At 71.0% G+C, this 20,624-nt stretch carries 23 protein-coding genes; 13 read left to right on the top strand and 10 right to left on the bottom strand.

Annotated features, from left to right (window positions below; genetic code table 11):
• Positions 1-113 precede the first annotated feature (113 nt).
• Both ABD346_RS31800 and ABD346_RS31805 read right to left on the bottom strand, forming a co-directional pair.
• Entirely contained in the window at positions 114-344 is a 231-nt protein-coding gene (locus ABD346_RS31800; RefSeq protein ID WP_344379567.1) for a hypothetical protein, read from the bottom strand.
• Positions 345-517: 173 nt separating this feature from the next.
• A complete protein-coding gene (locus tag ABD346_RS31805; RefSeq protein ID WP_344379600.1) occupies positions 518-796 on the bottom strand; it encodes a hypothetical protein in 279 nt (92 codons plus the stop codon).
• 177 nt (positions 797-973) lie between these two features.
• On the opposite strand from ABD346_RS31805, the gene ABD346_RS31810 reads away from it, so the two are divergent.
• Genes ABD346_RS31810 through ABD346_RS31820 form a run of 3 tightly spaced genes read left to right on the top strand, consistent with a single transcriptional unit; the run spans position 974 to position 4,196 of the window.
• A complete protein-coding gene (locus ABD346_RS31810) occupies positions 974-1,627 on the top strand; it encodes a response regulator transcription factor (RefSeq protein ID WP_344379569.1) in 654 nt (217 codons plus the stop codon).
• Entirely contained in the window at positions 1,618-2,886 is a 1,269-nt protein-coding gene (locus ABD346_RS31815) for a sensor histidine kinase (RefSeq protein ID WP_344379570.1), read from the top strand. The genes ABD346_RS31810 and ABD346_RS31815 overlap by 10 nt, the downstream gene beginning before the upstream one ends.
• 38 nt (positions 2,887-2,924) lie before the next feature.
• Complete coding sequence (locus ABD346_RS31820; protein WP_344379571.1) at positions 2,925-4,196, top strand: COG4705 family protein; 1,272 nt, start codon at positions 2,925-2,927, stop codon at positions 4,194-4,196.
• A gap of 58 nt (positions 4,197-4,254) precedes the next feature.
• On the opposite strand, the gene ABD346_RS31825 is transcribed toward ABD346_RS31820, so the two are convergent.
• Positions 4,255-4,389, bottom strand: coding sequence for a hypothetical protein (locus ABD346_RS31825; protein ID WP_344379572.1), 135 nt, complete (start codon positions 4,387-4,389; stop codon positions 4,255-4,257).
• Between the two features lie 371 nt (positions 4,390-4,760).
• Between ABD346_RS31825 and ABD346_RS31830 the strand changes: the two genes are divergently transcribed.
• From ABD346_RS31830 to ABD346_RS31850, 5 genes are all read left to right on the top strand, one after another.
• Positions 4,761-6,068, top strand: coding sequence for an MGDG synthase family glycosyltransferase (locus ABD346_RS31830; protein ID WP_344379574.1), 1,308 nt, complete (start codon positions 4,761-4,763; stop codon positions 6,066-6,068).
• The gene (locus tag ABD346_RS31835; RefSeq protein ID WP_344379575.1) at positions 6,065-6,814 is read left to right on the top strand and encodes a polysaccharide deacetylase family protein; all 750 of its coding nucleotides are present in this window, start codon (positions 6,065-6,067) and stop codon (positions 6,812-6,814) included. The genes ABD346_RS31830 and ABD346_RS31835 overlap by 4 nt, the downstream gene beginning before the upstream one ends.
• Positions 6,815-6,872: 58 nt before the next feature.
• A complete protein-coding gene (locus ABD346_RS31840; RefSeq protein WP_344379577.1) occupies positions 6,873-7,256 on the top strand; it encodes a BlaI/MecI/CopY family transcriptional regulator in 384 nt (127 codons plus the stop codon).
• A 3-nt stretch (positions 7,257-7,259) separates the two neighbouring features.
• Positions 7,260-8,216, top strand: coding sequence for a M56 family metallopeptidase (locus tag ABD346_RS31845; RefSeq protein WP_344379579.1), 957 nt, complete (start codon positions 7,260-7,262; stop codon positions 8,214-8,216).
• 219 nt (positions 8,217-8,435) lie between these two features.
• On the top strand, positions 8,436-9,251 hold the full coding sequence (locus ABD346_RS31850) for a COG4705 family protein (protein ID WP_344379580.1): 816 nt from the start codon (positions 8,436-8,438) through the stop codon (positions 9,249-9,251).
• A gap of 174 nt (positions 9,252-9,425) precedes the next feature.
• On the opposite strand, the gene ABD346_RS31855 is transcribed toward ABD346_RS31850, so the two are convergent.
• The 5 genes from ABD346_RS31855 to ABD346_RS31875 all read right to left on the bottom strand — a co-directional run bounded on the left by ABD346_RS31855 (position 9,426) and on the right by ABD346_RS31875 (position 13,965).
• A complete protein-coding gene (locus ABD346_RS31855; RefSeq protein ID WP_344379581.1) occupies positions 9,426-10,088 on the bottom strand; it encodes a response regulator in 663 nt (220 codons plus the stop codon).
• A 4-nt stretch (positions 10,089-10,092) separates the two neighbouring features.
• Positions 10,093-11,310 carry a sensor histidine kinase gene (locus ABD346_RS31860; protein WP_344379582.1) on the bottom strand — a complete coding sequence of 406 codons (1,218 nt, stop codon included), beginning with the start codon at positions 11,308-11,310 and terminating at the stop codon, positions 10,093-10,095.
• 67 nt (positions 11,311-11,377) lie between these two features.
• On the bottom strand, positions 11,378-12,193 hold the full coding sequence (locus tag ABD346_RS31865; protein WP_344379583.1) for an ABC transporter permease: 816 nt from the start codon (positions 12,191-12,193) through the stop codon (positions 11,378-11,380).
• Positions 12,190-13,134 carry an ABC transporter ATP-binding protein gene (locus ABD346_RS31870; protein WP_344379584.1) on the bottom strand — a complete coding sequence of 315 codons (945 nt, stop codon included), beginning with the start codon at positions 13,132-13,134 and terminating at the stop codon, positions 12,190-12,192. Before ABD346_RS31870 ends, ABD346_RS31865 begins: the two co-directional genes overlap by 4 nt.
• A 249-nt stretch (positions 13,135-13,383) precedes the next feature.
• Positions 13,384-13,965: a hypothetical protein gene (locus ABD346_RS31875; protein ID WP_344379585.1), complete on the bottom strand. Its 582-nt coding sequence runs from the start codon at positions 13,963-13,965 to the stop codon at positions 13,384-13,386.
• 133 nt (positions 13,966-14,098) lie between these two features.
• Here ABD346_RS31875 and ABD346_RS31880 point away from each other — a divergent pair, with 133 nt between their 5' ends.
• From ABD346_RS31880 to ABD346_RS31895, 4 genes are all read left to right on the top strand, one after another.
• A complete protein-coding gene (locus ABD346_RS31880; RefSeq protein ID WP_344379586.1) occupies positions 14,099-14,776 on the top strand; it encodes a response regulator transcription factor in 678 nt (225 codons plus the stop codon).
• Positions 14,769-16,205 carry a sensor histidine kinase gene (locus tag ABD346_RS31885; protein WP_344379588.1) on the top strand — a complete coding sequence of 479 codons (1,437 nt, stop codon included), beginning with the start codon at positions 14,769-14,771 and terminating at the stop codon, positions 16,203-16,205. The genes ABD346_RS31880 and ABD346_RS31885 overlap by 8 nt, the downstream gene beginning before the upstream one ends.
• Positions 16,206-16,422: 217 nt before the next feature.
• A complete protein-coding gene (locus ABD346_RS31890; protein ID WP_344379590.1) occupies positions 16,423-17,010 on the top strand; it encodes a DUF4253 domain-containing protein in 588 nt (195 codons plus the stop codon).
• Between the two features lie 117 nt (positions 17,011-17,127).
• Entirely contained in the window at positions 17,128-17,676 is a 549-nt protein-coding gene (locus ABD346_RS31895) for a GNAT family N-acetyltransferase (protein ID WP_344379592.1), read from the top strand.
• Between the two features lie 87 nt (positions 17,677-17,763).
• Here the strand turns inward: ABD346_RS31895 and ABD346_RS31900 are convergent, their stop codons facing one another.
• Positions 17,764-18,759: an esterase/lipase family protein gene (locus ABD346_RS31900; RefSeq protein WP_344379593.1), complete on the bottom strand. Its 996-nt coding sequence runs from the start codon at positions 18,757-18,759 to the stop codon at positions 17,764-17,766.
• Positions 18,760-19,194: 435 nt separating this feature from the next.
• The gene (locus tag ABD346_RS31905) at positions 19,195-19,689 is read right to left on the bottom strand and encodes a hypothetical protein (RefSeq protein WP_344379594.1); all 495 of its coding nucleotides are present in this window, start codon (positions 19,687-19,689) and stop codon (positions 19,195-19,197) included.
• A gap of 231 nt (positions 19,690-19,920) precedes the next feature.
• On the opposite strand from ABD346_RS31905, the gene ABD346_RS31910 reads away from it, so the two are divergent.
• A complete protein-coding gene (locus ABD346_RS31910; protein ID WP_344379596.1) occupies positions 19,921-20,319 on the top strand; it encodes a hypothetical protein in 399 nt (132 codons plus the stop codon).
• Positions 20,320-20,624: the final 305 nt, after the last annotated feature.

The following is a 20,624-nucleotide window of genomic DNA, read 5'->3' on the forward strand; positions in this document are numbered from 1 at the left end:
GCGGCAGGGTGGCACCGCCCTGCCGCCGAGCGGGCCTGGCCGCGCAACGTCGAAGTCCCGTCAGTGGTCGCCATCGGCCAGGTGCAGCTCCCCCGCGAGGACGTGGGCCGCCGTCAGTGCGACGCTGGTGCCCTGCCCGGTGAGCGGGGAGCAGCAGAATCCGGCGTCGCCCAGGAGCGCGACGCGCCCCGCGACCAGCGGTCCATCCGGATCTGCGCCACCACGTCGTAATGGAAGGCGTCGGTCTCCCACATGGCCTTCAGGAAGCGCGGCACCTCCCAGCGCAGCGACTCGCAGCGCTCCGCCACCAGCCGCTTCTGCGCCATGAGGTCACGCGGCAGCATCTCGCGGTAGGCCTCCTCGGACGTGAAGCCACGGAGACACGCAGTTCGGTGTTGTCCCGCACCGTCATGACCATGCAGCCCCACATGTCGTCGACACCGGGCTGGTGGAACACCTCCCAGCGGTCGAGGCCGAGGTGGTTGGGGGCGCTCCGGTGGGTGACGGCGGATGCCGCCTACGGCTTCAGCAAGGGCTGGCGCTTCGAGCTGGAACAGGCCGCTGTCTTCCCTGTCATGGCCACCACCCGGCACGACGCCGTCGTCACCCGCCGGCTTCTCGGCTGCTGCCAGACACCGATGTGCAGCCTGCGCTTTTCGACCCGGTAGGTGGGCATTCCGTACGACAGCGCCACGCTCGCCTGGGGGAATTCCTCCAGGATCAGGCCGTTCACCCGGTCGAAGAGCGGGCGGTGGCCGGGCGCGACGGCGTCGATGTACTCCTGCAGGGGGTCCATGCGACCCATGGTGGTCCACCCGCCCATCTCCGGTGCCGCCGATCGCCCCGACGGACCCGACCGTCGCCGTGCTTCATCGCAGCGCAAGGGTGTGCCTCATCAGCCGCGCGCTCCCGTCCGCCAGGCGGCTGACCAGGGCAGATGGAGAACGGGGGCGGGAGTATCTAGGGTCGGCGCGTGGCTTTCATCTTGGTGTGCGAAGACGACGCGGGGGTCCGCAGCGTCCTCAAGCGCGCCCTGGAGCACGATGGCCATACCGTTGCCGTCGCCGCCACGGCGGAGAGCCTGCTGCGGCAGCTCGCACCGGCACCTCAGCTGGTCGTCCTGGATCTCGGGCTCCCGGACGCCGACGGACGCGATGTCTGTCTGGCGCTGCGGGCGCGCGGCGTCGACGCGCCGGTGTTGATGCTCACCGCCTTGGACGGCCTGCATCACAAAGTGGGCGGCTTCGAGGCGGGCGCCGACGACTACATGACCAAGCCCTTCGACGTCCCCGAGCTGCTGGTCCGGGTCCGTGCGCTGCTGCGCCGGTCCACCGTGGCGCCCGCACCGCACGAGGTCGTCCTCGATCCGGTGAAGCACGTGGTGAGCTACGACTCGGTGAGCGAGAGCCTGACTCCGACGGAGTTCCGGCTACTGGGCCGCCTGATCGCCTCGCAGGGCGATGCGGTCCGCCGCCACGCTCTCGTCGCTGCCGGCTGGCCGCATGGAGCGCAGGTCAGCGACAACACCCTCGACTCCTTCGTGCGCCGGCTGCGGACCAAGCTCGGTCCCCTGGGTGTGGCCGAGCGTCTGGCGACCGTTCGCGGCGTGGGTTACCGATGGCAGTGACGAGGTTTCGCAGGAGGGTCGTCGCGCTCACGGTGCTGATCGCCACCGCGGTGGTCGCGATCCTGGTCGTGGTCTCGTACGTGCTGCTGAGCCGGGTGACGGACGCCGACGCGCACGATCTGGCGCGTACCCGCGCCGAGGCCGTCGCGGCGAACGTCACCACGGTGGGCGGCCGTGTCGTACTGACCGAGAACGACAGCGAGGCGCTGGACGAGGTCGCCTGGGTCTATGCCGATGGCCGCCTGGTCGACGGGAACGTACCGGCAAGCATGGCCGAGCGCGTCGAGGCGCTGGCCGGCTCACGCCGATCGCAGACCGCCACCGTCGGGCACTACCTGCTGTCCGCGCAGGAGGTCCCGACCGTCGGACACCACGTCATGGTGGTCGTGCGGGTGGACCTGACGCCCTACGAGACATCCGAGCAGCACGGCCTGACGTTGTCGCTGCTGCTGGGCGGCATCGCCATCCTCCTCGCCGGCGGGGCCGCGCACCTCGTGGTGCGCCGCGCGCTGCGGGTCGTGCACGAGATGGCCGCTCTCGCCGACGACTGGGGCCATCACGAACCCGGGCGCCGCTTCAACCTCGGAGTCCCCCGCGACGAGTTCGGTGAACTGGGGCAGACCCTGGATCGCCTCTTGGAGCGCGTCGACAACGCGCTGGCGGACGAGCGCCGGCTCACCGACGAGATCGCCCACGAGCTGCGGACACCGCTCACCGTCCTGCGGGGCGAGGCGCAGCTGGCGCAACTGTCCGGCGAGCCCGTGCCGCCGGAGGCGGTGCTGAGCGAGGTCGACCGCCTCAATGCGGCGGTCACGACGATTCTGCGCGCCGCGCGCGCACGGGTGGATGCCGGTACCCGGTGCGATCTGCGCTCTGCCGCGCGGCAGGCGATCGCCGGCCGCGCGGTCGAGGCCGCCTTTCCTGCCGAGGCCGACGTCGCCGTGGCGCCCGAGGTCGCCGTGGCGCTGCTGTCGCCCCTGCTGGAGAACGGCCTGCGGCATGCACGGTCGCGGGTGTGGATCGATGCGCGCATCCAGGGCGAGGCCATCGTGGTCGATGTCCTGGATGACGGCCCCGGGTTTGATCCGGCTGAGGTCGACCGGGTCTTCGAGGCGGGTGTGACCGGTGGCGACGGGTGCGGCCTCGGGCTGCCGGTGGTCCGGCGCATCGCCGCCTCGGCCGGGGTCAAGGTCCGCGCGATCGCGGACGGCCGCGGTCACATCGAGATGACGCTCCCGGCCGCGCGCGCGGCCACGTAGTCAGGTTGTGTGCAGGTTCCCCGCGTAAACCTCCCTGCATGACAACTACAACCGAAGCGCGCACACGCAGCGGGCGGCTCACGCTCAACAAGGTCCCCGAGGTCACCGTCTGGTTCTGGGTGATCAAGGTCCTGTGCACGACGGTCGGTGAGAGCTTCGCCGACTGGATCAACACCCAGCTGGGCGTCGGCCTGGTGAACACGGCCTGGATCTTCACCGCGGTCTTCGTGGTGGTCCTGGCCATCCAACTGCGACTCAAGCGGTACGTACCGTTCCCCTACTGGCTGACCGTGGTCGTTGTCAGCGTCACGGGCACCTTGTACACCGACATCCTGACCGACCAGCTGAACGTGCCCCTGTGGATCAGCTCCGCGGTGTTCTCGGTGCTGCTCGCGGCGGTCTTCGGCGTGTGGTGGCTGCGTGAGCGCACGCTGTCGATCCACTCGGTCACCACGCTCCCGAGGGAGTCGTTCTACTGGCTCACCGTCCTGGTCACCTTCGCGCTCGGCACCGCGACCGGCGACTGGACTCTGGAGCTCACCGGCTGGAGCCCGGGCGTCTCGGTGCTGCTGCCCCTCGGCCTCATCGCGGCGATCACCGGGCTGTGGCGGTTCGGCGCGAACCCGGTGCTGTCCTTCTGGCTCGCCTACATCCTGACCCGCCCGCTCGGCGCGAACATCGGCGACTGGCTCGCCTCCCCCAAGGCCGCCCAGAACCCGGGCGACCCGACCGGTCTCGCACTGGGCACGTTCACCACCAGCCTCATCTTCCTCGGCCTGATCCTGGCGACGGTCGTCTACCTGACGGTGACGCGCTCGGATGTGACCGAGACCTACGAGGCGACCCACGCCGAACAGGCCAACAGCAACCCGCGGGAGCGCCTTGCGCTGGCCGGCTTCGGACTGCTTGCCGTCGCCACGGCGGCCCTGCTGGCGTGGGCCCACAGTCAGCCGCACGTCGGCCCGGCACCGGAGACCGACACCACCTCCGCCGTCCAGTTGCCTCCCGGCCAGGCCGTGAAGAAGTTTCCTCCCGCGAAGGTCGGCGCGCTGCGGACCCTGGCAGCCACCTCGCTCGCGGACGCGCGCTCGGGGGACGCGGCCGGGGCCCACGCGGCCGCCCAGTCGCTGCGTGACCTGTGGGATGCCGACCAGGACTCGCTGCAACCCCTGGACGACACCGGCTGGACCTCCATCGACGCCCAGATGGACAAGGTGCTCAAGACCTTCGGCATCGACCACCCGAACCCGCCGCTGCCGCCGGCACAGCAGGAAAGCGAGCTGAACGCCCTCCTGGCGGACCTGGGCTGATCAGCACGGCCTTCGTCTCCGACCTCGATGGCGAGGGCCTCGTCGAGAACGGGCGGCGTCACCTCGACGGTTCCCCGGCCGTGCCGGTGGGCGTTGGGGTGCGCAGCCGGTGGGTGGCGTTCATGCCGAACTCCCGCTCGGGCTGCATCAGATGGGCGAGGCGGTCGACCATCGCGTTGTGGCTGTCAGCCACTTGAGCGATCTCGGCGACAGCACGGGTGGCGACGCGCGAGCGGTCAGGTCGCCCTCCGCGACGGCCCGGGAAGTGCGGGCGAGTTCTTCCAGCGGGGCGCCGAGAGCGGGCGCCTGGCGGCGGGCAGGGAAGAGCGCGACGCCGAAGGCGGTCACAGCCGGGGCGGGCTGCTCGTGCGAAGACCCCCGCTCTTTCGCGGCTCGCGGCACGTCGGCACGGCCCGGCCGGAGCGGCGTGGACAGGGCTCTGCCGAAGCCGGACCCCCCGAGTTCTACATCGTGTAGTAGATTGCCGTCGCAGCCCCGCCGGGCCGGTCGATGCAGCTATGGGCGGTGGCCCGCTTCGTGCGCTCTTCAGGAGGCTGATCGGCTGTGCCCCGTCGCGACATCCCGGATGACAACCAACCCACCGGCCCGCTCCTCACCGGCCGGATCACCATCGTGTCCGCCAGCGTCGGAGCGGGGCACGACGGCGCCGCCGACGCACTCACCGTGCGGTTGGAAGCGGCCGGATTCCTGGTAGACCGGCACGACTTCCTCGATCTCCTGCCGGCCCGGCTCGGCCGGATCCTCTCCGGCACGTACCACCGGCTGCTGACCGTCGCCCCCTCCGGCTACCAGCGGATCTACGCCGCCACCGAACGCTCCGGCTCCCCCGGTCCCGCGGTGCGCGCCCTGTTCCGCGCCGCGGAGGGCCGCATGCTCCGGGCGATCGGGCCGCGGTCGCAAGCGGTGGTGTCCACCTATCCGGGGGCGAGCCAGGTACTCGGTGGGCTGCGGCGCAGCGGGCGCCTCGGCATCCCCGCACTCACCTACCTCACCGATTTCTCCGTGCACCCGTTGTGGGTGGCGCCCGGCATCGACGCACACCTCGCGGCCCATCCCGTCCCTGCGGCACAGGCGGCGGCGCTCGGTGCGGCCCGCGTCATGGTGACCGGCCCGGTGACCGGGGACCGGTTCACCGCAGCCGGTGAGCCCGAACGGCGCTTCGCCCGCGACGAGTTCGGGCTGCCGCACGACGCCGCGCTCGCTCTCCTGGTCGCCGGGTCGTGGGGGGTCGGGCCGGTGCGGGAGTCCGCCGCGGAGATACGGGACAGCACCGCCGCGGAACCGGTCGTCGTGTGCGGGCGCAACAAGGCACTGGCCGAGCAACTGCGGGCCGACGGGTTCCGTCACGTGCACGAGTGGGTCAGCGACATGCCGCTGCTGATGCGCGCCTGCGACGTGCTCGTCCAGAACGCCGGCGGCCTCACCTCGCTGGAGGCGTTCGCCAGCGGGCTGCCCGTCGCCAGTTACCGGTGCATACCCGGCCACGGCCAGACCAACGCCGCCGCCCTCAACGAGGCGGGGCTCGCCATCTGGATACGGGAACCGAAAGCCCTCACCCGCGTACTCTCCGATCTCGTCAAGGGCTCACTCGGCGAACGCCAACGTGCCGCCGGTCTCGCGCTGTTCAGCCCGGGAGCCTCACCCGTCACCGCCATCACCGCCGCTGCCCTCCCCCATCCAGCTCCGGCGCGAAAACCCCAACTGTCGCGCCCCAGGCTGCGGCTGGCCGCAGCCGCGCTGTGCGCGACCGCCTCGCTCGGGATCGGCGCGCCACTCGCCCATGCCTATGGATCCGACCCCGGGCGGCTCTCCACGGTCGCTCACCATCTCATCGAGAGGTACGAACTGTGAGCCCCCGTGTCGCCAGGGCCGCCCTGCTCGCCACCACCGGAGGGCTGACCACCCTCGCCGCCCTGCACGCGGCGCCGGCCGTGTCCACGCTCGGCCCACTGCGCAACCGTACGATGCCCCGGCTCTCAGGACAGGGGCGCCCCGACCACATCGCGCTGACCTTCGACGACGGGCCCGACCACCTCTCCACCCCGCACTTCCTGCGCCTCCTTGAACGGGAGGGCGTGCGGGCGACGTTCTTCCTGCTCGGCTCGATGCTCGCCCGCTCGCCGGGCCTCGCCAAGGAGATGGCCGCCGCCGGGCACGAGATCGGCGTGCACGGCTGGGCACACCGCCCACTGGTGCTGCGCGGCCCGCGCACCACCCATGACGACCTGGCTCGCGCCCGCGACCTGGTCGGCGAGGTCACCGGCGAGCAGCCACGCCTCTTCCGGCCGCCGTACGGGGTGATGAGCACGAGCGCCCATCTCGCCTGCCGGGACCTCGGTCTCACGCCCGTGCTGTGGACGGCCTGGGGCGAGGACTGGCGCGCCCGGGCCACTCCCCGATCGGTGCATGACACGGTGATGGGCTCACTGCGCGGCGGCGGCACGGTGCTGCTGCACGATTCCGACTGCACCTCGGCCACCGGCTCGTGGCGCACCACCCTGGCAGCTCTCCCCGCACTCCTGGACACCTGGCGGAGCCGCGGCTGGTCGGCCGGGCCGTTGCGCGACCACGGCTGCCGCGGGCTCTACGGCACGTAGTAGCTTGGGGTCCGCCCGGTGGTCATCGGGCGGAGCGCGGCGACAAAGGGGCATAAACGTGGCGGACGACGGCGCCGGAACGGCCGGGCGACGGGCGCCCGGCGAGCTGGAGAACGAGGTACTCACCGCCCTGTGGGCAGTTGGTGAACCCGCCACAGCCGGCACCGTCCGTGAGCAGGTGGCAGGCGACCCCGCATACACCACGGTGCTGACAATCCTGTCCCGACTGCACGACAAGGGCCTGGTCACCCGCGAGCGGGCTGGACGCGGATACCTCTACTCGCCCGTACGGGACGAGGCAGGGCATGCCGCCGCGGGCATGCGGGCGCTCCTCGAAAAGGGCGGCGACCGGGCAGCGGTTCTCGCCCGCTTCGTGTCCGAACTCGCAACCGAGGACGAAGAGATCCTCGAACAGCTGCTGCGCGGACACAAGGAGGGCTGAACGGTGCGCGTCGCCCTCTTCGTCCCCCTCGCGGTCAGCGCGGTGCTGGCTCTGGCCGCGCCCTGGGCGGGCGGCCGGCTGCCGCCGCGCATGGCCGCCTGGCTGTTGACGCTCGCCTCGCTGGTCGCGGCGGTCGGTACGGCGACGGCACTCGGCATGATGGCCTTCACGCTCATCGCGCAGATCCCGGCCGTGGCCGCGGAGGGCGAATGGTCACCCGGCCTGGTGGCCGCTCACACTCCCGTCAACGGGCTGGTCGCCGCGGTCTGCACGTTCGCCGTCGTCGGCTGTGCGGGTGCGCTCGCGGTCACCGCCTGGCGGCAGACCGCTATCTGGCTGGCTGCCCGACGGGAGTGCCGCGCCCTCCCAACCGGCAGCGATCTGGCGGTGGTTGACGACCCGGTGCCGCAGGCGTTCGCACTGCCCGGCTCACCGGGCCGCGTCGTCGTCTCGTCCGGGATGCTGCGAGCCCTCTCCCCCGACGAACGCACCGCACTACTCGCCCACGAGCGGGCCCACCTGCGTCACCGTCACCATGTGTTCCTGCTGGTGCTGCGACTGGCATCAGCACTCAACCCGCTCCTGCGGCCACTCGCTCGCGCCGGGAGCCTGGCGGTGGAGCGCTGGGCCGACGAAGAGGCCGGCACCCTGGTGGGCGACCGGCCCCTGGTGGCTCGGGCGGTCGCCCGAGCGGCACTGGCCGCCAAGCGGGCGCCGCAGCACTCGCTCGCGGCGACCGGCGGCCCCGTGCCACAACGCGTCCGGGCGCTGCTCGCCCCGCCGACGCCCCTGCGCCGCGACCTGGTCGTGGCTCACGCCCTGCTGATGCTGATCTGCTGCTCCAGCCTGGCCCTTTCCGCCAACGACATGGACCAGCTCTTCGACACGGCCTCACCCGGCCACCTGCACTCACAAGTCGGCCGGGCCCATCACCACCACGACCTGACGTCCCTCCCGTAGGAGCTGGAACCCAGACGTCAACGTTGTCGATGCCCCGGTCGTCGTTGTGACCGCGTTCAATACGCGGGAGTTGCCGGTCTCGGCGATCCGGGGGTCAGCGAGACAGATGTGCACGGATGTCAACGCAACTGCCGACCCAATCCCCAATTCCGGTGAACTGCGCCGCCCACACGTGTGAGTGCGGGAACCGGCGCGTCCCACTGCTGCGACGATGCCGCGATGACAACCGACACCCCGGCTCCGGCCTCCCGCGCGGCGCTCGTGACCGCGGCACGCAAACTCCCCGAGGTCACGGCGGTGTTCTGGCTGCTGAAGACGGTGGCGGTGACACTCGGCGAGACCGCAGGTGACCTGGTCGGCATCACCTTCGGTTTCGGATACGCGGCTACCGGGGTGCTCTTTCTCGCGTTTTTCCTGGTCGTCGTCACCGCGCAGATTCGGGCCCGGCACTACCGCCCGGCGTTGTACTGGTCGGTGATCCTGGGAACCAGCATGGTCGGCACCGAGATCTCCGACCTGCTCAACCGCGGTCTCGGCCATGGCAGCGCCCAGCACGGCATCGGCTACGCGGCGGGCGCTCTGCTGCTGACCGGAGTGCTGGCAGCGGTGTTCGTCATCTGGTGGCGCACGGGCCAGAGCCTCGACGTGGAGAACATCACCGGCCGCACCGGCGAAAGCCTCTACTGGACGGCCATTCTGATCTCCAACACCCTCGGTACCTCCAGCGGCGACTGGCTCTCGGACGACACCGGGCTGGGTTTCCGAGGCGCCTTCCTGGTCATCGCGGGAATGCTGCTGGTGCTGTACATCCTGTACCGGACCGCAGCGGTCAGCACCACCGTGCTGTTCTGGCTGGCTTTCATCCTGACTCGCCCGCTCGGCGCCGCGGGCGGCGACTCCCTGACCAAACCTGCCACCGACGGCGGTCTCGGCTGGGGCACCACCGGCTCCTCCGCCGCGCTGTGCGCTGTACTGCTGCTCCTGATCGCCGACCAGGAGCGCCGTCTTCGAGCGGCACGCTCCGTTCACCAGTGACCCGGGCCACCCCACACCCGCCGAGGGTGCCGCCGGGTCCCCAGACAGCTGGCTCTCGGAACGTCTACAGCTCTGCAGTGAGCGCGCGGCGCCCCGGCCGGAACAACTCCCGGATGAAGGCCGAGGAGCCGGCAGGGCCTCGCCCCCCCGAGCCGAGTCCCCGGTGGCGGGCTGCTACTTCGGCCGCACCAGCCGGGTTTCGTAGGCGAACACCACGGCCTGGACCCGGTCGCGCAGCTCCAGTTTGACCAGGATCCGGTTCAGATGGGTTTTCACCGTCGCTTCTGCCAGGTGCAGTGCGGCGGCGATCTCCGTGTTGGACAGCCCCCGGCCCACCTCCGTGAGCACTTCGCGTTCGCGGGCGGTGAGTCTGCCGAGCCGGTCGTCCTGGCCGCGGTCGGTTCCGGACGGGAGGTGGTGGGCGAAGTTCTCCAGGAGCAGTCGCGTGACGCGCGGCGCGACGACCGCGTCGCCGGCCGCGACACAGCGGATCGCGGCGAGCAGTTCCTGCGGGAGCGCGTTCTTGAGCAGGAAGCCCGAGGCGCCTGCCCGCAGCCCCGCGAAGGCGTACTCGTCGAGGTCGAACGTGGTCAGGATGAGGACCTTCGACTCCGGCGACTCGGCCACGATGCGCTCGGTCGCCTCGATGCCGTCGGTGCCGGGCATCCGGACATCCATGAGTACGACGTCGGGCCGCAGCTCTCGGGCGAGCCGGGCGGCTTCCGCGCCGTCGCCGGCCTCGCCGACCGGTTCCATGTCGGCCTGTGCGTCGAGCACCATGGTGAAGGCCATGCGGAGCAGGGGTTCGTCGTCGACGAGCAGGACGCGAATGGGCATGCGGCTACGCTTCGTTCTGGTTGAGGGTGAGTGCGGCGCGGACCTGCCAGCCGCCGCCGGGGCGTGGTCCGGCGGTCAGTTCGCCGTTGTAGGCCGCGGCCCGCTCCCGCATTCCGTGCAGACCGTGGCCGGTCGTGGTGGCGGGGACGTCGGTGATGGGGCCGGTGTCGGTGACGTCGACGGTGATCTCCTGGGGGCCGCAGCTGACGCGCACGGTCGCTCTGGTGCCCGGCGGTGTGTGCTTGAGGGTGTTGGTGAGGGCTTCCTGGACCAGTCGGTAGACCGTCAGCTGTGCCGCGGCGGGAGCGGCCGACGGATCGCCGACCACCTCCAGGAAGGTCGGCAGTCCGGCAGCGCGCACCTGGTCGGCCAGTGGTTCCAGTTGGGCGATGGCCGGCATGGGGTGGCGCAGGGCGTCCGGCTCGTCGGCGCGCAGTACGCCGAGGAAGCGCCGCATGTCGGTGATCGCCTGCCGTCCGGTGGTGGAGACCTGGCGCATGGCCGTGGTGGCCAGCTCCGGGGTGCGGTCCTGCGCGAACACCGCGCCGTCGGCGAGTGCCACCATGACCGACAGGTTGTGCGTGACGATGTCGTGCATCTCGCGGGCGATCCGGGAGCGTTCCCCCGCGACGGCGAGCTGTGCCTGCTGGTCCCGCTCGTGCTCCAGGCGCTGGGCGCGCTCTTCGAGCAGAGCCATCTCGGCGCGCCGGCCACGCATGTTGCTGCCGATGACCGAGGCGGCGACGACCATCGCGGAGAGGCCGATGAACGTCTCGGCTCCCCGGTCGTCGGGCGCCCAGCGGATCGCGGCCAGGACCACCCCGCCTTCGAGCACGCCGATGGAAAGCCAGGTGCGCTGCCTGCTGGCGTACGCGGCGACCGTGTACAGCCCGACGAGGAGCGCGATGTCCGCCGGGAGCCTTTGATCGGCGCACCATTGGGCGAACGCGACCGCCGACATCGTCAGGAACACCGCGAACGGCGCCCGCCTGCGCCACACCAGCGGCAGCACCATCGGGAAGGTGAAGCCCACGATGATCCACGCATGGTCGTGCAGCGGCCGCCGTGCCATGACCGAAAGCGCCACGAACACGGCCGCCGCGAAGAGCGCGTCCACCGCGAGCGGAGAGAGCCGGGCACGGGCCCGCAGCCGGGCGCGCACCGCGAGGGCGCGCCACGACTCGGCCCGCAGCCGCGCGGCGGTCTTGTACGCGTACGTCATGACCCGGCCCGGCAGGGCCGCGCGGGACCGGCGACGCCGCGCCGGAAACCTGCCGCCGCCGGCTCCATCAGGCGTCCCGCCGCTTGAGCGCCACTCCCGCCCCGGCCAGCGCGACCAGCGCGTACAGGCAGAAGAATGCGAACCCGGTCCATGGGGCCAGCGTATGCGGCTCCTGGTGGATGTGGAGCAGCCCCTGCCCTGCCGTACTCGGCAGGTACGGGTTGATGTTCTGGAACCACGAGGACGGCAGGGCCTCCGCGAGTACCGGCAGGACGAGCAGCACTCCGAAGACGGTGGCGATGCCTCCCGCGGTGTTGCGGATCAGCGCGCCGAAGGCCACGCCGAGCAGGCCCACGACCGTCAGGTAGAGCCCGGCTCCCAGGACCGCCCGCACCACGCCGGGCGCGCTCAGCGAGGTCCCCAGGTGGTGCCCGGACATCGCGGCCTGGCCGATGAGGAACGCGACGAACGAGGCGGCCGTCGTCAGCACCCAGGCCACCACGCCGTACACCAGCGCCTTGGCCCACAGGACGGGCAGGCGGCGGGGCACGGCGGACAGTGAGGCGCGGATCATGCCGGTCGCGTACTCGCCGCTGACGACGAGGACTCCGAGGACGCCGACGGCGAGCTGGGCCAGGTAGAAGCCGCGCAGGCTGACCAGAGTCGGGTCGAAGTGGGCTTTTTCGTCGGCGGGCAGGTGTGCCCAGCGGTCTGCTGTGAAGTAGCTGAACAGGAGGCCGAGGCCGATCATCGCGAGGACGGCGGCGAGCAGCGTGAAGAGGGTGGAGCGCAGCGAGCGCAGCTTGATCCACTCGGAGTGGATCACCCGGACCTGGGTCACCTCGCCGCGTGCCGCGGCGGGGATGATGGATGCCGTCGTCATGCCGCACGTCCTTCGCTGCCCGCGGCGACCAGCTCGGACGCCGGGGCCTGGAACTCCACGGCGTCCCTGGTCAGTTCCATGAACGCCTCTTCGAGGGAGGCCTGCTGTGGGGTGAGTTCGGCGAGGGCGATGGCGTGGTCGGCCGCGATGCGTCCGATCCGGTCACTGCTGAGGCCGGTAACTTCGAGGACCCCTGGCTCCTGCGAGCCGATCGTGACGTCCGGGCCTGCGAGGAGTTCGCGCAGCTTCTCCGCGTCCTCGGTCCGTACCCGCACCACGTCACCGGCGGCCTGTGCCGTGAACTCCGCCACCGAGGTGTCGGCGATCAGCCGGCCGCGTCCGATGACGATCAAGTGCTCTGCGGTCAGGGCCATTTCGGACATCAGGTGCGAGGACACCAGGACCGTACGCCCCTCGGCGGCGAGCCCCTTGAGCAGATTGCGTATCCACAGGATGCCCTCGGGGTCGAGACCGTTGACCGGCTCGTCGAGGATCACCGTCGCGGGGTCGCCGAGCAGCGCGCTGGCGATGCCGAGCCGCTGGCCCATGCCGAGCGAGAAGCCGCCCACCCTCTTCTTCGCCACCTCGCGAAGGCCGACCAGGTCGATCACCTCGTTCACCCGGCGCGCCGGGATACCGGTGGTGGCGGCGAGGGCCAGGAGGTGGTTGTACGCGCTGCGCCCGGTGTGGATGGCCCGTGCCTCCAGCATCGCCCCGACCTCGTGCAGCGGCGCCCGGTGCTCGGCGTAACTCCTGCCGTTCACGACCGCGCGGCCGGACGTGGGGGCGTCGAGGCCGAGGAGCATCCGCATCGTGGTGGACTTGCCCGCGCCGTTCGGCCCCAGAAATCCGGTGACGATGCCGGGTCGCACCGTGAAGCTGAGGTCCGCGACGGCGGTGCGCTCACCGTAGCGTTTGGTGAGGGAATGGGCTTCGATCATGGAAGGTCCTTGCGGGAAAGGGCATCGGAAGTCCGAAACGGACGCTGCTCACGCTAGGCCGGGCTCCTCGCCGCCACGACGGCCCACGGACCGACATCGAGTCGCCGTCCGTGCACCCCGGGATTGAACGCGCCTACACCCACCGATGTATGCGCCCGGCCTCGACGCGGGCATCCGTCCCGTCCCAGCACGGCGCATCCGCCCTGCCGTGGCTGGACGGATGCGTCGAACAATTCGTGGCGGCCGCGGTCAGCGGGTCGCTTCCCGGCCCTGATCGGCCACGGTGTTGCTGGTGACCGTGCCGTCGGCGCCAGCCAGCGTCACCGCGTGCCGGACCCCGTCGGGGCCGAGCACCACGGCCTGCCAGGCGCTGCCGCCTCCCTGCTGGGCGACCACCCGCAGCGATTCGACCTTGCCACCGGAAACGGCACCTGCCGCCTTGTCCACGGCCTGTGCGGCAGGCAGCGCGGGCAGCGGCACCGGAGCCTGTGCGATCCCGCGCGCGGCGGAGTCCCATTGGCTCGGCCCGGCTTCCCGCATCTTCTTGGCCCCGTCCCGGCCTGCCTTCTCCCGTCCGCCTCGGTCGCCCGGGCCGTCGGCCTCGAACCGGCCTCCGCCGTGCTCCTCGTGATGGTGCTCCGCCACCGCCACGGCCGCCGCACCGCCGCCGCCGATCAGCACCACCAGGGCGAGCACCACCCATCGCGTGCGGCCCTGCCGGGTCAGCCTGGCGAACCGGCCGCGACGCCCCGCCGCCTTGCCGGTCTGCCCGGCAGCCTCCTCGCCCGGACCCACGGGGTGCTCGGGAGGCTGGGGATTGGACTGTGTCATCTGACTGCTCCTCGCGTTCCACCGGACGCGCGCCCGGCTCGGGCACAGCGTGCAGGCAACTTGCTGAAGCTTTGCTGAAGCCGGCTGAAGAAGCCTTCAGCAACCTGGCGAGGCGACCTGAGAACCTTGGCTCATGCGCGTACTGGTGGTGGAGGACGAGCGGCGGCTGGCCGCGGCCCTGCAGCGAGGGCTCCAGGCCGAGGGCTTCTCGGTGGACGTCGCCCACGACGGCCCGCAGGGCCTGTGGCTGGCGGGCGAGCACGACTACGACGTCATCGTGCTCGACATCATGCTGCCCGGAATCAACGGCTACCGGGTCTGCGCCAGGCTGCGCGCCGCGGGCTGCGAGTCCGGCATCCTGATGCTCACCGCGAAGGACGGCGAGTACGACGAGGCGGAGGCCCTCGACACGGGTGCCGACGACTTCCTGTCCAAGCCGTTCTCGTACGTCGTCCTGGTGGCCCGGTTGCGTGCGCTCATCCGGCGCACGGGCCGGCGCAGCCCGCAGATCATGGAGTTCGGTGACCTGGTCATCGACCCGGCCAGGCAGCGCTGCACGCGGGGCGGGGTCGAGGCCCGGCTGACCTCGCGCGAGTTCGCGGTGCTCGTGCATCTGGCCCGCCGAGCGGGTGAGGTCGTGCCCAAGCGGGAAATCCTGGAGCAGGTGTGGGACGCCGCCTATGAGGGCGACCTGAACGTCGTCGAGGTCCATGTCAGCGCGCTGCGCCGCAAGATCGACGCTCCCTTCGGGCGGGCCGCGGTGGAGACCGTCCGCGGGGCGGGCTACCGACTGGCGGCCGACGGTGGCTGAGCGTCACGAGCACCGCGATACCGCACGCGGCGCCGTGCTTCGCCGAGCCGTCGCCCGGCTCCGGTACCTCGCTCGGCGTCTGCGGCCCCGGTCCGTGCGGGCCCGTGCCACGCTTGGCGCATCCGTCGTGGTCGCGCTGGCGCTCGGCGTCGCTTCCGTCGGGCTGCTCGGGCTGCTGGAGAACAACCTGACGCGCAACGCCCAGACCGACGCCGAACGGCAGGCCGTCCTCATCGCCGGTCTTGCGGCCGAGGGCCGGCTCGACACCGTGCTGACCCCTGACCGCGGCACCGATTTCCTCCAGGTCGTCGACGCCCACGGCCGGGTGCTGGCGGCCAGCCCCAACCTGAAGGGCCGCCCCGCCGTCTCGACCGCCCGACCCAGCGCGCCGGGCACCGTACGCGACACCTGGAATGGCAGGCCTGTGCGCGAGGAGCACCGCCAGCGCGTCGTCCAGGTCACCACCGCCACCGGGATCGGCCTCGTCACGGTGTACGCGGGCACATCACTGCGGGAGGCCGACGCGGCGGACGAGTTCATCCGGGCCGCGCTCATCTTCGCGGTGCCCCTGCTCGTTCTGACCGTCGCCCTGGTCACCTGGCGTGTCACGGGCTGGGCCCTGCGGCCCGTGGAGGCGATCCGGGCCGAGGTCGCCGAGATCAGCGACCGCGATCTGCACCGCCGGGTACCCGTGCCGCCCAGCCAGGACGAGATCGCCCGGCTCGCGGCCACGATGAACACCACCCTGGACCGCCTCGAAGCCTCCGTGACCCGCCAGCGCCAGTTCATCGCCGACGCCTCGCACGAACTGCGCAGCCCGATCACCGTGCTCCGTACGCAACTCGAGGTGGCCCAGGCCCACCCCGACCCCAGTCTGTGGGGCGAACTCGTCAGCGGCGCCCTGGAGGACACCGTCCGGCTCCAGGACCTGGCCTCCGATCTGCTGCTGCTCGCCCGGCTCGACACCGCGCAGGCACCCCCGTCCTCCACCGTCGACCTCACGGAAGTCGTCCGGGAAGCGGCCCGTGCGCGCAAGGGTGACCCGGTCCCGGTGGATACCGAGATCGCCCCTGACATCGCCGTGCGCGGGAGCGCACTGTGGCTCGCCCGGCTCGTCACCAATCTGCTGGACAACGCACAACGCCACGCCAACCAGCGGATCCTGCTCTCCCTCAGCGTGGACGAGGTCGGCAACACAGCGGTGTTGGAGGTCAGCGACGACGGCCCGGGCATCCCGCCCGCCGACCGTGAACGCGTCTTCGAGCGCTTCACCCGGCTCGACGACGCCCGCAGCCGCGACCAAGGCGGTTCCGGCCTGGGCCTGGCCATCGCCCGCGACATCGCCACCCATCTCGGCGGCTCACTCACCATCCAGGATTCGGCACCGGGCGCCCACCTGGTGGCCCGACTTCCCCTGAAAGAGACCTAGGCTCCGCCGCATGACGTTGCGACTTCCTCACGGGCTTCCTCGCGGTTGGACCATGCCGAGTGGCTCCGCGACCATGTGGGTCTCCGCCGAGCCGATCCCCGATCCTGCGCTCTGGTGGACCAGGTATCAGCGGCAACAGGAAGCCACGGGGCTGAGGCCCGTTCTCTGTTACCCCAACGCTGCGGCCAGGCCTCTTGATCCGGCGGAGATCGCGGCCGTGGACCTGGAGCGTGTACTGGCACGGGACTGGCGTGTGTACCGCGAGCGGCAGCTGGAACGGCTTGCGGCCCCGCCCGTCGCAGTCCCGTTGCCTCGGGAGGTCGCAGCGTTCATCGAGCCGTTCGAGGACGACCCGGGTGCGCCGTTTGATCGTTGGCCTGGGCTGGCACCCGCCGCGGACCGGGCCGGAGACGATCCGGACGAGGTTGCTCGGCGGGTGTTCGCGCAGTGGGCGGCGGACAACCCCCACCAGGTCTCCGGGTGCCATCTCGCACTGGTTGCGGCGGACCGCAGTGCCGACATACCGGCAGCGATGGGGTGGGATGTCGACGCCCCGCTCGCTCTGCTGTGTTCGCTGCTCCGGAGCTGGGAAGACCGGTTCGGGACGCGTGTCCTCGCCGTCGTCGGCAGCACGGTCCATGTGTCGGTCGCCCACCCGCCGCGCACCGGGGAACAGGCCCTGCACATGGCCCTCGAACACGTTCTGACCACCGCAGACAGCGTCATCAAGGATCCACCGACGCCCTACCCGGACTACGCCGCATCGCTGATCGACGCCAACCTGTGGTCGTTCTGGTGGGACTGATCCGCCGTCGAGTCCTTGACGGGGGGACGCCAGTCACATCGCCATGACCCATACCGAGATCACCCCAGCGGTCAATCACGCGGGCGACACGCCACGTTCAGGCTCTAACGTTGGTCCATGCCCCCTATCCCGTCACGTGTCGAACTTCACCCGCTCACCCTCTCCCACCAGGACGAGTTCTGCACGCTGGTGCGGGCCAGCTCCGAGCTGCACCGGCCGTGGATGCAACTGCCCGCGACCGGGAAGGAGTTCCAGGCCTGGATGCACCGCTTCGACGACGGCACCAACCGGGGCTATCTGATCCGTGTCCGGGAGACCGGCGCAGCCGCCGGCACGGTCAACATCAACTCGATCATCCGGGGTCGCTACCAGGGTGCGTCCCTGGGCTATGCGGCCTTCGCCCCGTCCGCAGGGCACGGGTACATGACCGAAGGACTGGCCGCCACCCTGCACCACGCCTTCACCGACCTGCGGCTCCACCGCCTGGAGGCCAACATCCAGCCGGCGAACAAGACATCCCTCGCCGTGGTCCAGCGACTGGGCTTCCGCTACGAAGGGATTTCGCCCGACTACCTCTACATCGACGGAGCCTGGCGGGACCACGAACGCTGGGCCATCACCGCACCGAAACCCTGGACACCCGATCCGTCACTTCCCGAGGTCTGAGGGGTCGGGGGCGAACACGTACCGCAACGCCCTCGGTCGTCGGTTCGGCGCCGAGCGCTGCGGCCCCGCTTCTCCGCTCGGCTCGGGTCACACCGGGAGCAGCATGAGGGCGCAGCGCACCGGGTGGGCGTGGGCGGGGTCGAGGGCGTTGAGAACCAGCTGGTACGTGTTCGGGTCGTAGGAGCTGCCCAGGTGGCCGGTGATGTCCAGCGGGCAGACGCTCTGCAACAGGATGTTGTGCACGGTCGCGCCGGGTCCGGCGGTGAGGTACTGGTGGGTGTACGGGGTCACGACCTCGTCGGTCTTGGTGACGATGTTGGTGTAGGTGACGCCGGGCTCGGTGTCACCCCTGGCGTAGAGCCGGTGCAACACCGGGGAGCCGACCGTCTGGTCCTTGGCCGCGGGGCTGTCGAGGCCGAGCGGCTTGCCCGCGCTCCCTGCCACCGCCAGGATCGCATCGGCGACGTGGATCAGGCCGAGCAGGGTGGTGCCGTGGCTGCTGGGGCTGATACCCACCAGCTGATGGACCTTCGCGGCGCCGCCATCGAAGCGCAGGTACCACTGCGGCATCACACCGCCGCCCTGGGAATGGCCCACGAGGTCGACCTTCGCCGCCCCCGTCGCGGACCGCACCTTGTCGACATAGGCGGCCAACTGCCGGGCCGAGGCGGGAATCGGGCCGACCGCCTTGATCAGGGCGTGGGGTCTGGTCTCACCGTAGTTGAGGGCGAAGACGCAGTATCCGGCCTTCTTCAGCACCGGGGCGAGCCCGCTCCAGTTGTCGAAGGCGTTCTCGAACGTGCCGTGGACCAGCACCACCGGGTAGGGGTGGGCCGCCGAGGGCTTGCAGCCGAAGTCGTTGGTCCCGGCCGGGGAACGGTCGGGGTCCGGCACCGAGGCCAGCAGAGCCGGGGCGAAACTGACCACCCCGAGGCCGCCCAACGGGCCGACCGGCGACGCGGGTTGGTCCTCGACGGCAACATGCCGCAGCTTGGGGCCCTCGGCGGAGGCGGCGTGGACAGAGGCAGCCAGGCAGGCCGCCGCGGCGAGGGCGGTGCCTGCGGCCTTGAGGAATCGGCGCATCGTGTGCGCACCTCCTGGTGACGGGTCGGCGATCGAGGTGAGAGCACCCCAGCTTCGACAGCCCGCCGCGCCCCGTTCGCGTACGCCGCGCCCCGTACGCCCGTTCAGCGCACGCGCGGTCAGCCGGGCGGGCGGAAGCGGCTCTCCGCCCAAGAGGGGGGCCACGCGTCGGCCGGCCGATCCGCCGGTCCCGCTCCTGCCCCGTCGTGTCGCCCCATGGGCCGCCGCCGCGGGACCGCGGTTGCCCCGCCACCCGAATTTCGGCACCTCACCGGAGGACGAGGTGAACGACAACAGGCCGCGGCCGACCGGGAGTTGAAGATTGCTTTTGCCTGTCATGAGAAGCGGCAGCCAACAGAGAACAGGCGCCGCTGGGCGCCCCCGGTGCCGGCTCGACGGGCGCGGGTCGGGACTGGTCCGGGCCGCCTCTCGCCGCTACGCCGCAGCGGAGGGGACGTTCGCCTGCCCGGGCGGGCAGGGTGCGATCGGTCGGTACTTCAGAGCCTCGTCGACAATCTGCTCCGCTGACGCATCGTGAAGGTCGTCCGAGGGGTGGAAGACGAGGTCGCTCACCCGAGGATGCGGAACGTTCGCCTCCAGGAGCCGCAGGTAGTAGTCGCTCTCCGGGGTGGCCATCAGGAGTCTGCGGACGATCTCAATGAGCTCGCCCCGGGTGATGTCCGTCATCATGGGGCGAGCCGGCCTGGCCGCCTCCCGCGCGAACTCCTCCAGATTTCTGCTCGCGTCGTACTCGGCGAAGTCGAGCGCCACGTACCCGTGACCGGTCGTCTCGTTGAACGCCGCGATCGCTTCGCCTGCCGTCTCCGACCCGGCTTCCAGCAGTTCAGCGATCCGCTCTATCTCGACGCACAGCTCGTCCAGCCGCTGCCGGCCGACAGGCGGGGGCAACAACTCCGGTCTCAGGTCCACCACCGAATTATGTCCGCCGATGCCCCACCGGAGTCGCACGGGCCGAGGGTGAGCATGCCGTCCGATGCCGGGCAGGGGCTGGGCGGCGGACGTCGTCAGGCCGGCGAGTTGAGCGTTGGTCCGAATGAGCGCAATTTGTGACGTGTTCTGCCTGCTCCTCGTTCTAGGGGCGGCAGGTTGCACAGGGCGGGCCTGTCACTCCTCACCAACCCACCGAATGGGAGCACAACCGTGATCAAGCAGGTTCTCGCCGGGGCGGCCTTCGCCACCGCCGCAACGATGGCCGTCGCCATGCCCGCCTCGGCCTCGGCTCACACCACCGCGCCCCAGGCCCACAAGTCCCCCACGGACGCGCTCCAGAGGATCCTCTCCACCAATGTCGTCCAGGGTCCGACCGCCGGCGGCACCGGCGCTACGGGTTTCGGGACTCTCAACGGCGACACCGCCATCACCGGCGAGTCGGGTGGCATCCTCAACAATCACGGTGCCCCGCTCGGCCACATCGACGGACGCTGCCTGGTCCCGCTGCCGGAGGGCGAGGGCATCGGCGGACACGGGCTCGGCAGCCTCAAGACCGAGTGCAACATCGAGCCCACCGACCAGTTCCAGGCCCCGCAGAAGCTGCTCTGACGTACCGCTGCGCGTACGGGTCTCCCACCCGGAGACCCTGCGCGACAAGCTGGACGAAGGGCGGCTCGCGCGGCTCTCCGAACTCGCAATGGACTGGGTGTAGTTCATGAGAGTTGCGGAATCCGGGGCGGGTGGACGGCAGCTTTGCCGTCCACCCGCCCCGGACGTTTTGCCCCATGGCTGCTTGTACGGCTTTGCTGTGTGTGGCGGTTGTGGGTTGGGGTCGGTTGGGGTTTGTGGGGGTCTCTGGTATGCCGGACAGCCCCCTGCGGGGCAGGGGGCTGTGGGGTGGGGTTGGTGGTTGT

The organism is Streptomyces mauvecolor (assembly GCF_039532965.1).
Classification (GTDB): domain Bacteria; phylum Actinomycetota; class Actinomycetes; order Streptomycetales; family Streptomycetaceae; genus Streptomyces; species Streptomyces violascens.

Excerpts from the sequence above, each read along its gene's own strand:
- ABD346_RS31875 (WP_344379585.1), bottom strand. The coding sequence starts at position 13,965 with ATGACACAGTCCAATCCCCAGCCTCCCGAGCACCCCGTGGGTCCGGGC.
- ABD346_RS31895 (WP_344379592.1), top strand. The coding sequence starts at position 17,128 with ATGCCCCCTATCCCGTCACGTGTCGAACTTCACCCGCTCACCCTCTCC.
- ABD346_RS31880 (WP_344379586.1), top strand. The coding sequence starts at position 14,099 with ATGCGCGTACTGGTGGTGGAGGACGAGCGGCGGCTGGCCGCGGCCCTG.
- ABD346_RS31800 (WP_344379567.1), bottom strand. The coding sequence starts at position 344 with ATGCTGCCGCGTGACCTCATGGCGCAGAAGCGGCTGGTGGCGGAGCGC.
- ABD346_RS31855 (WP_344379581.1), bottom strand. The coding sequence starts at position 10,088 with ATGCCCATTCGCGTCCTGCTCGTCGACGACGAACCCCTGCTCCGCATG.
- ABD346_RS31820 (WP_344379571.1), top strand. The coding sequence starts at position 2,925 with ATGACAACTACAACCGAAGCGCGCACACGCAGCGGGCGGCTCACGCTC.
- ABD346_RS31805 (WP_344379600.1), bottom strand. The coding sequence starts at position 796 with ATGGACCCCCTGCAGGAGTACATCGACGCCGTCGCGCCCGGCCACCGC.
- ABD346_RS31900 (WP_344379593.1), bottom strand. The coding sequence starts at position 18,759 with ATGCGCCGATTCCTCAAGGCCGCAGGCACCGCCCTCGCCGCGGCGGCC.
- ABD346_RS31870 (WP_344379584.1), bottom strand. The coding sequence starts at position 13,134 with ATGATCGAAGCCCATTCCCTCACCAAACGCTACGGTGAGCGCACCGCC.
- ABD346_RS31850 (WP_344379580.1), top strand. The coding sequence starts at position 8,436 with ATGACAACCGACACCCCGGCTCCGGCCTCCCGCGCGGCGCTCGTGACC.
- ABD346_RS31865 (WP_344379583.1), bottom strand. The coding sequence starts at position 12,193 with ATGACGACGGCATCCATCATCCCCGCCGCGGCACGCGGCGAGGTGACC.
- ABD346_RS31815 (WP_344379570.1), top strand. The coding sequence starts at position 1,618 with ATGGCAGTGACGAGGTTTCGCAGGAGGGTCGTCGCGCTCACGGTGCTG.
- ABD346_RS31860 (WP_344379582.1), bottom strand. The coding sequence starts at position 11,310 with ATGACGTACGCGTACAAGACCGCCGCGCGGCTGCGGGCCGAGTCGTGG.